Source organism: Cyanobium sp. BA20m-14, from assembly GCF_024346295.1.
Genome location: NZ_JAGQCR010000132.1, coordinates 1 through 8,619, shown reverse-complemented (window position 1 = coordinate 8,619; position 8,619 = coordinate 1). Strand labels below are relative to the sequence as shown.

Annotated in this window: 8 protein-coding genes; 3 read left to right on the top strand and 5 right to left on the bottom strand. The window is 64.4% G+C overall.

Going from position 1 to position 8,619, the window contains the following annotated elements; all coding sequences use genetic code 11:
* Positions 1 to 156 precede the first annotated feature (156 nt).
* The 3 genes from KBZ07_RS12280 to KBZ07_RS12270 are packed head-to-tail and all read right to left on the bottom strand — an operon-like array spanning position 157 to position 3,506.
* Positions 157 to 2,808: a TIGR03960 family B12-binding radical SAM protein gene (locus KBZ07_RS12280; RefSeq protein ID WP_254931883.1), complete on the bottom strand. Its 2,652-nt coding sequence runs from the start codon at positions 2,806 to 2,808 to the stop codon at positions 157 to 159.
* 45 nt (positions 2,809 to 2,853) lie between these two features.
* A complete protein-coding gene (locus tag KBZ07_RS12275; RefSeq protein WP_254931882.1) occupies positions 2,854 to 3,258 on the bottom strand; it encodes a type II toxin-antitoxin system VapC family toxin in 405 nt (134 codons plus the stop codon).
* Entirely contained in the window at positions 3,255 to 3,506 is a 252-nt protein-coding gene (locus KBZ07_RS12270) for an AbrB/MazE/SpoVT family DNA-binding domain-containing protein (protein WP_161956154.1), read from the bottom strand. Before KBZ07_RS12270 ends, KBZ07_RS12275 begins: the two co-directional genes overlap by 4 nt.
* A 101-nt stretch (positions 3,507 to 3,607) precedes the next feature.
* Between KBZ07_RS12270 and KBZ07_RS12265 the strand changes: the two genes are divergently transcribed.
* Genes KBZ07_RS12265 through KBZ07_RS12255 form a run of 3 tightly spaced genes read left to right on the top strand, consistent with a single transcriptional unit; the run spans position 3,608 to position 6,044 of the window.
* Entirely contained in the window at positions 3,608 to 4,834 is a 1,227-nt protein-coding gene (locus KBZ07_RS12265) for an LL-diaminopimelate aminotransferase (RefSeq protein WP_254931881.1), read from the top strand.
* A 26-nt stretch (positions 4,835 to 4,860) separates the two neighbouring features.
* Positions 4,861 to 5,190, top strand: a complete 330-nt coding sequence (gene clpS, locus KBZ07_RS12260) for an ATP-dependent Clp protease adapter ClpS (protein ID WP_396093912.1) — start codon at positions 4,861 to 4,863, stop codon at positions 5,188 to 5,190.
* Positions 5,190 to 6,044 carry a CPBP family intramembrane glutamic endopeptidase gene (locus tag KBZ07_RS12255; protein WP_254931880.1) on the top strand — a complete coding sequence of 285 codons (855 nt, stop codon included), beginning with the start codon at positions 5,190 to 5,192 and terminating at the stop codon, positions 6,042 to 6,044. Before clpS ends, KBZ07_RS12255 begins: the two co-directional genes overlap by 1 nt.
* Here KBZ07_RS12255 and KBZ07_RS12250 read toward each other — a convergent pair.
* Positions 6,028 to 7,614, bottom strand: coding sequence for a photosystem II high light acclimation radical SAM protein (locus tag KBZ07_RS12250; protein WP_254931879.1), 1,587 nt, complete (start codon positions 7,612 to 7,614; stop codon positions 6,028 to 6,030). The genes KBZ07_RS12255 and KBZ07_RS12250 overlap by 17 nt on opposite strands.
* A complete protein-coding gene (cofG, locus tag KBZ07_RS12245) occupies positions 7,605 to 8,612 on the bottom strand; it encodes a 7,8-didemethyl-8-hydroxy-5-deazariboflavin synthase subunit CofG (protein WP_254931884.1) in 1,008 nt (335 codons plus the stop codon). Before cofG ends, KBZ07_RS12250 begins: the two co-directional genes overlap by 10 nt.
* Positions 8,613 to 8,619: the final 7 nt, after the last annotated feature.

Below are 8,619 nucleotides of genomic sequence, written 5' to 3'. Positions count from 1 at the left end.
GAAACAGCTTTCAAGAATCGAGCTTCCTGAGTGCGGTGGGGCGAAGACTGGGACAGAGGTGTCCTGGGGCGGTTAAACCAGCGAACCTGGCTACCGGCAACCGTTGGAACTCGATCAATAAACCGAGCCCAATCGGCAATTCGCCTTGATAGGAAATTAGCACGGCTTCAGCACCAAGCCTTTCCGCCGTAAGCCACTCAGGGCAAGGGATTGACCGAGCCGTTCAGCGAGCCAGTGCTGCACCTGCTCAGGGCGGAGACTGCGGCCAGCGGCATCGATCGCAGCCCATAGGGTGCACAGCAAGGAACCATCCGACTGCGGCTCCGCCCATTGCAAATCGAGCAAAAACGGCCGGCAATCGCGGCTGCGGGGGCGACCTTTTTTATCTGTGTCGTTCCAGGTCAGCGTCTCAGCGGCTATCAGGCTGGCGCGGGCCTGCTGCCACTGCTCCAGGGTCGGTGGCGCCCCGGCTTGGGGCTGCAAAACAAACTGCCAATGGGCAGAAGCCAGCTCTTGGGAAAGGCTGACGCCAAACACCTCAACCCGAATAGCCGAGAGCAGCTGGAAGCCAGGTGGAAGCTCAGGCTGCAACCGAGAGCACACCAGGCCTGGATCCACCTGTTCGGTGAACTCCAAATCCAGCCACTCGCCGCTGCCCTCTACCCCTAATGGCAGCGGCAGGGCTAGCTGCAGGCGAGGCAGAGGATGGAAGCCACCGGTGAAACTCACCGGCAAGTCGGAGCGGCGCAGGGCCCGCTCCAGCATCCGCAAGGTGTCTAGATGGCTAATCAAAGCCAGGGAGCCAGTTTTGGCAAAGCCAATGCGGAGCCGGTCGACCCGGTCGCTGGCAGGGGCCCGCTGGGGAAGGGCCGCCGGAATGGCAGGCGGCGGAATTACCACGTTGTGGCCAAGCTCCGGGCCGCACACGCCACAGCTGCTGCAGCCATCAAAGGAGCAATCGGGCACCACGGTGGCGGCTAGGGCACGCTGCAGGTCCTCAGCCAGCCAGCGCTTATCCAGGCCGGAATCGATGTGGTCCCAGGGCAGGCTCTGTTCGCAAAAGGTCTCCAGGTCAGCAGCATCCATCGCCTCCACCGCGCTCCAGGCGCCTAGCTCCAGCTGGCGGTAGCGGCCACCCAGGCCCGCCGCCTCGATCGCGCCGGTCCAGGCGGCGTAGCTGCGCTCGGCCGACTCAAACCAGGCATCCAATCCCGCCCCGGCCCGCCAGGCCGCCTCAATCACCGCTGAGAGGCGACGGTCGCCGCGGCCGACAAAGTCTTCCACCGCGGAAAGGCGCACATCACTGAAATTAGTTTTGAGGCCCCGCAACTGGCGCAGGGCCCGGCGCAACAGCTCCTGACGCCGCCGAAATTCATCGGTGCTGACGCTGTGCCACTGGAATGGCGTGTGGGGCTTGGGCGTGAAATTACTGATCGTGAGGTTGAGCTCCAGCCGGCCGAGATCGGAGCACTGCCCTTGCAGGGCCTGGCAAGTATCGGCGATGCCGAGCACGTCAGCGTCAGTTTCACCCGGCAGACCGATCATGAAATAAAGCTTCAACTTGCGATAGCCGTTCTCCATCGCCGTACGCACGCCGGCCAGCAGCTCTGCGTCGGTGAGCCCCTTATTGACGATGTCGCGCAGACGCTGGCTGCCAGCCTCCGGCGCAAAGGTGAGGCCCGCCTTGCGGGTACCGCCCAGGATGTGGGCGATGTTTTGATCAAAACGATCCACTCGCTGGCTAGGCAGGGTGAGGCTCACGTTTTTGTCAGCCAGGCGATTGCGCAGCTCCACCCCCACCGCAGGCAGAGCCAGATAATCCGAGCAGCTCAGCGAAAGCAGCGAGAAATCGCTGTAGCCGGTGCGGCCCATGCCCTCCTCAACGGCTTCAATGACCGCTTCTGGCTCCACATCGCGGGCAGGGCGAGTCAGCATCCCCGGCTGACAGAAGCGGCAACCGCGGGTGCAGCCGCGGCGAATTTCCACCGTGAGCCTGTCGTGCACGGTTTCGATATGGGGCACCAACCCCATGGCGTAGTGGGGCATCGGCGTGGCCGTTCGCCGCTGAACCCGAGCAGGGGCGCCTGGTTCGAGCGGCTCGATGCTCACCCCATCGACGCCGGGGCCATAGAGAGAGGGCACGTACACGCCAGGCACCTGAGCCAGATCGCGCAGCAGCTGCCGGCGCGTATGGCCGGCTGCGCGAGCCTCAGCCACCACCAGGCCGATCTCCGGCAGCAGCTCCTCGCCATCGCCGAGGGCCACGAAGTCGAAGAAGGCAGCAAAGGGCTCCGGGTTGCTGGTGGCGGTGGGGCCGCCGGCAAAGATGAGCGGTGGCGCATCCGGGTGAGCCAGGGGCAGGTCGCCCCGCTCAGCAGCCCGAATCGGGATGCCGGCCAGCTCCAGCATCTCGAGGATGTTGGTGCCGCCCAGCTCGTAGCTGAGCGAGAAGCCCAGGATGTCGAAGGCGGCTAGGGGGCGCCGGCTCTCCACTGCAAAGAGGGGGGCACCGCGCTCGCGCAGGCGTGCCGCCAGATCAGGAGCAGGCAGGTAGCTGCGGTCGCACAGCTGGCCGGGAACGGCGTTGAGGATTGAATAGAGAATGATGTGGCCGCTGTTGCTTGCCCCCACCTCGTAGACCTCGGGGTAGGTGAGCGCCCAACGCACCCCTACTTCCTTCCAATCGGCCTCCCAGTCGCGCGGCTTCACCCCCAGCTCATTGCCCAGGTAGCGGGCGGGCTTGCTGATGCCCAGATCAACCAGAGCGTCGAAGTCGACCGGCGCATCAGCCGAGGTGGCAACGGTCACGGGCACGGCGGCTGGAAGCTGAGTTGATCGTATGCAGCACCGGGCTCAGAGCTGCTGCACCGCCGGCGTGAGCGCCAGCTCGCCAGCCTTGCGCACCAAAGCTCTATCGAAGCTGACCAGAGCCGCGCAGCCCTCACTGCGCAGCAGATGCAGGGCATCGGCGAAATCCAGGCCCTTGGCATAGGCCTCGAGGGCCTGCAACACCTGCTCCTCCTGCTCCAGATGCAGTTGGCGGATCGCGTTCAAGCCTCGGAAGGCCCGAATGATCGCCTCCCGGGGCAATTGATAAGCGCCGCGCAGGACCCATTCCAGCTCCAGCACCACGGTGATCGGCACGAAACAGGCTGAGCTGTCGTCGATCAGATCGGCCACGCGGCGGGCCTGCTCAGGGTCGTCATTGGTGAGTAGGCGCACCAGCAGGTTGGTGTCAAGGGCCACCGGCAAGGTCATGGCGTTCCCTTGGAGACATAGAGCGCCGGGTCCATGCGCTCAAGCGGCACAGGCTCACCCTCATAGTGAGCCGCACCAATCAGTGCATGAGCACTGGCCGCATTGGCCGCCCCCTGGGGGGCCAGATGCAGGCCATCGGGCTCAAGGTTCAGGGCCAGGCGATCGCCGGCGCGTAGCCCGAGCAACTGGCGCAGCCGGGCTGGAATCACCAGCTGGCCCTTGGAGGAAAGGGTGAGCAGAGCATCCATCCGAGCATCCACAGGCCTGCTTACCAGCGTAAGCCAAATCTGCCGCATAGGACAATCGCCCCATCACTCACCGGGCCCGGCGGCGGCCCACCCCGCGCACCATGGCTCAGGTCAACGGCAATTATCTCAAGCTCAAGGCGGGCTACCTCTTCCCTGAGATTGGACGGCGGGTGAAGGCCTTCAGTGAGGCCAATCCCGAGGCGCCGATCATCCGCCTAGGCATCGGCGATGTGACCGAGCCGCTCCCTGAGGCCTGCCGCACCGCCATGAAGGGCGCCATCGATGAAATGGGCAGCCGCGAGGGCTTCCACGGCTACGGCCCCGAGCAGGGCTACCTATGGCTGCGGGAAAAAATCGCCGCTAGCGATTTCCAGGCCCGCGGCTGCCAGGTGAGCGCCGAGGAGATCTTCGTCTCCGACGGCTCCAAATGCGACAGCAGCAACATCCTCGACATCCTCGGCGAGGGCAACCGCATCGCCGTGACAGACCCGGTTTACCCGGTTTATGTGGACAGCAATGTGATGGCAGGGCGCACCGGCGACGCCGACGATGCGGGGCGCTATGGCGGCCTCACCTACCTGCCGATCACCGCAGCCAACGGCTTCACCGCCGAGATCCCCACTGAAAAGGTGGATCTGATTTACCTGTGCTTTCCCAATAACCCCACCGGCGCTGTAGCCACCAAGGCGCAGCTGCAGGCCTGGGTCGATTACGCCCGCGCCAACGATGCCCTGATCCTGTTTGACGCCGCCTACGAGGCCTTCATCCAGGACCCCGAACTACCCCACTCGATCTACGAGATCGAAGGCGCCCGCGAGTGCGCCATTGAGTTTCGCTCCTTTTCCAAGAACGCCGGCTTCACCGGCACCCGCTGCGCTCTCACCGTGGTGCCCCGCGGCCTGATGGGCACTGCCGCCAATGGCGAACGGGTGGAGCTTTGGGCCCTGTGGAACAGGCGCCAGTGCACCAAATTCAACGGCGTCAGCTACATCGTGCAGCGCGGCGCCGAGGCGGTGTATTCGGTCGAGGGGCAGGCCCAAGTTCAGGCTCTGGTTGCCTTTTACATGCAAAACGCGGCGATCATCCGCCACGAACTAACGGCCGCCGGTATCCAGGTGTATGGGGGCGAGCAGGCCCCCTACGTGTGGCTGAAAACCCCCGAAAACATGGATTCCTGGGGCTTCTTCGACCACCTGCTCGGCAAAGCCCACGTAGTGGGCACCCCCGGCAGCGGCTTCGGCGCCGCGGGAGAGGGCTACTTCCGCCTTTCGGCCTTCAACAGCCGGGAGAACGTGGAAGAAGCCATGGGGCGCATCCGGGCCCTTTAATAGGGCGAAACGTCATGTCTGTTGCCATGACTCCTATGCCAATCGCCACCCAGAGTCCCAGCCGCGAGAGCGGCGGGGCAGCCGTGATGGAGAAGGCCCCGGAGCGGGTGCGCAAGCCATCGCCCCGCTACAAGGTGCTGCTGCACAACGATCCCGTCAACTCGATGGAATACGTGGTGACCACCCTGCGCCAAGTGGTGCCCTCGCTCAGTGAGCAGGACGCGATTGCCGTAATGCTGGAGGCCCACAACACCGGCGTAGGACTGGTGATCGTCTGCGATCTAGAGCCCGCTGAGTTTTATTGCGAAACCCTTAAGGGCAAGGGCCTGAGCAGCAGCCTCGAGCCCGAAAGCTGATGGAGCCGCCTGCTGCGGCAGCTAACGCGGCAGTGCGACCGCACTGGTGGGGCACCTTGTTGTACGTGCCCTTGCTCTACCTAATGGGTTGGCTGGTGGCCCGGCCTCTTGCCCTCCTAGCCCCCAACTGGCGCTCCGACCAGGTGGATCTGGCGGGTCTGGTAGTGGCCCTGATTTTGTTGCTTACCAGCCTGCCTTTGAGACTGAGGCGGGTTTGGCAGGAGTCCAATCCCTGGCTGCGCCTGGGATTGGCTGTGCCAGGTGCCCTTGCCCTACGCAGCGGCGTGCGGGGGCTGCTGAAGGCACTGCTCTTGCTCGCCCTAGTTGCCTCGGGCTTAGTGATCGCCGGCCAAGCCCAATGGCTTGGGGAGCTCAATGGAGCCCTGCTGCTCAACGGCCTGCTGCTGCTGGCGGGGGTGGGATTTGCCGAAGAGCTGCTGTTTCGCGGCTGGCTATGGGGCGAACTGGAGCTCCAGCTGGGGGCACGCCGGGCGCTGGTGGTGCAGGCGCTGCTCTTTGCCCTGCTGCACCCCTGGTATCGGGCCCCTGGGCTCGAGGCCTTGGGGCTGCTGGGGGGCCTAATTCTGTTGGGTCTAGTGCTGGCTCTGCAGCGGCGAGCCGACTCAGGCTCCCTATGGGGAGCAATAGGCCTGCATGGCGGCCTGGTGGGGGGTTGGTTTCTAGTGCAGAAGGGCCTGCTGCAGATTTCCCCAGCAGCGCCTGGCTGGCTGGTGGGTCCCGGTGGCGCCGACATCAACCCGATCGGCGGACTGATTGGCTGGATAGGCCTAGGCGCCCTGCTCTGGATTCGCCGCCGCTGGTGGAGCAAAGACGGGTCTAGCGGGTCGCCGTAGCCAGGGCTTTGCGCCCCTCCACTGGGGCATGTAGGGCCTCTTCCAGTGGGGCGAGGCCGTAATCACGCTCAAGCAGGTCCATCACGGTGCGGCCGAAATCACCGGGGTTGCGCTCGAAGGCCTCGAGGCAGATGCGGCCGAAGGTGCTGCCCATCGGCTCAGGGTTCCAGAGCAGCTGACGAGCAGTCCAAGGCAGCATGCTCATCGGGTTGTAGCCAGGCTTGATCAGGCCCTGATCAAAGCCGTATTGCTCCAGGTGGGTGTGGGGCTGCAGGCCGATGAAAAAGATCGCCGGCTCGACTTTGTCGGCCCCGAAGATGCGCTCCAGCTCGCGGTGATAGGCCACGGTCTGGCGGATCGTCTCTGGCCGCTCGTCGATCACGTTGAACGAGTAATTCACCGACACGTGCTCACGGAAGCCGGCCCGAGCCAGCAGGCGGCAGTTCTCGAGCACGGTGCGCAGGTTGTAGCCCATGCGCATCTTGCGCACGAGCTCCTGGGAGCCCGAGGTGATACCGATCTCGAAGTAATCCATGCCGGTGGCCACCATCAGCTCAGCCAGCTCGGCGTCGAGATTGTCGGCGCGGATATAGGCGGCCCAGCGGATATCGCTCCAACCCTGGGCCTGAATCGCCCGCAACAACTGCTTGGCGTCGTCGATGTAGCGCCGGGCCGGGATGAACTGGGCATCGGTGAACCAAAAACCTCTCACGCCCTTGGCGTAGAGCTGGCCCATCTCAGCGATCACCTCCTCCACAGGATTGACGCGCACCGCCTTGCCCTCCACCACGGTGTAAACGCAGTAGCAGCAGTTGTGGGGGCAGCCGCGCTTGGTCTGGACGCCCACGTAGAAGTCACCGCCGTCGAGATACCAGTCGAGCTGTGGCCAAATCTCGGCGATGTAGGCGTAGTTGCAGGCGGTTTTATCCATGCCAGCCGGCTGCTCGTGGATCAGCCCGGGCCGGGGTGCCTCACCCGCCAAAAAGCAGCGCTCCGCAGCAAGGGATTCACCGCGGATCAGCTTCTCCAGCAGGGGCTCCCCTTCTCCCACCGACACCACGGTGCCCTTGGGCAGCTTGCGGCCCAGCTGCTCATAAAACACACTCACCGCACCCCCTCCCAGCACAGCGGTTGCCTTGGGCTCGAAGCGGCGGGACCGGCGCAGGCCGCGGCGCACCAGCCGCAAATTGCGCCATAGCTCACCGTAAAAGGAAGCCATCAACCCCAGGCCACCCAAGGCACCGCGCAGGCGCCGCAGCGGATTGCGTGCATAAAACACCTCAAAGGAGTTCTGCAGGGGATTGCCGCCACGCCCATCCACGGGCGCATAAATCTGGATGTCGCGCCAGGAGAACACCAGCAGGGTGTGCCTAAACGCCTCAACTGCCCGCAGCAGCACCTGCTCCACATCAAGGAGGGGCACTGCCGCCAGATCAAGAATCTGCTGAGGCAGGTGCGGGAACTGCTTATGCAGGTGATCAGCCAGGTAGATCGGGCCGATCGGAAAAATTGGATTGCAGGGAAGCCGCACCAGCAGCACCCGTTGGTCGCTCGCGGCGCTCACGGCCATGGACTTCTGGGTCCGGAAGATTTGGACGCTAACAACCTTGATTCGGCGCGGAGAGCCTGGCGCCGCATAGCCAGCGGCAAACAGCGGCGCCAGGCTTGATGCACACACAGCCGAGGAGTCAGCTCATAGCCAGCCTGGGCAAGCACTTCCGCTAACTCCGTTGGCGTGGGCTGGGGATAGGCGCGGTTGATCACGTCACTGCTATCGATGCCGCCAAGATCATCGATACCCGCCGCCAGGGCAGCAGGTAGCTCTTGCAAGGGCCAAAGATTTGGTGGCAACTGCAGGTGCACTTGCGGCGGCAGGATTGTCCGGGCTGCGGCAATGGTGCCAAGCAGGTCGGCCTGCTCAGTGGCATTGAGCAACAGAGCAGAAGTGGCATCGGGGCGGAAGGGCTGGAGGATCACCTCCTGCAAGTGACCCCAGCGGCGCTGCAGCTGGGCCAGCAACTCCAGGGCCGCGAGCCTGTCGGCCTCGGACTCCCCCACGCCCAGCAACAGCCCCGTGGTGAAGGGGATCCCTAAACGACCAGCCTGCTCCAACTGGCCGAGTCGCACCGCCAAGCTCTTGCTCGGAGACTGGCGATGCAAGGCGTCGTAGGCCAGGCCGAGCCCTTCCAGCATCAGCCCCATGGAGCCATTAAGTCGGCCCAGGGCGGCCATTTCAGCTATCGAGAGGGGGCCCGCGTTTGTGTGCGGCAGCCGGCCCTCTATCCAGGCCAGACGACTAAGAGCCAGCAGACGACTGAACCAGGCGCGGCGCTGGGGGGAGCCGGGCGGCACCTCGCCGCTTAGCAAAAGCACCTCCGCAGCCCAGGGGCGCAGCCTCAATGCCGCTTGCGCCTGGGCATCACTGAGCCCATCAGCTAAGGGATCTAAGCCATCTGGGGGGCGCCGAAAGCTGCAATAACCGCAGTTGTTGAAACAGAAGCGGGTGGGTACAAGGGTGACGCTGGGGCTCCAGGTGACCTGCCGCACCCCGATATAAGCAGCGCTTATAGGATCC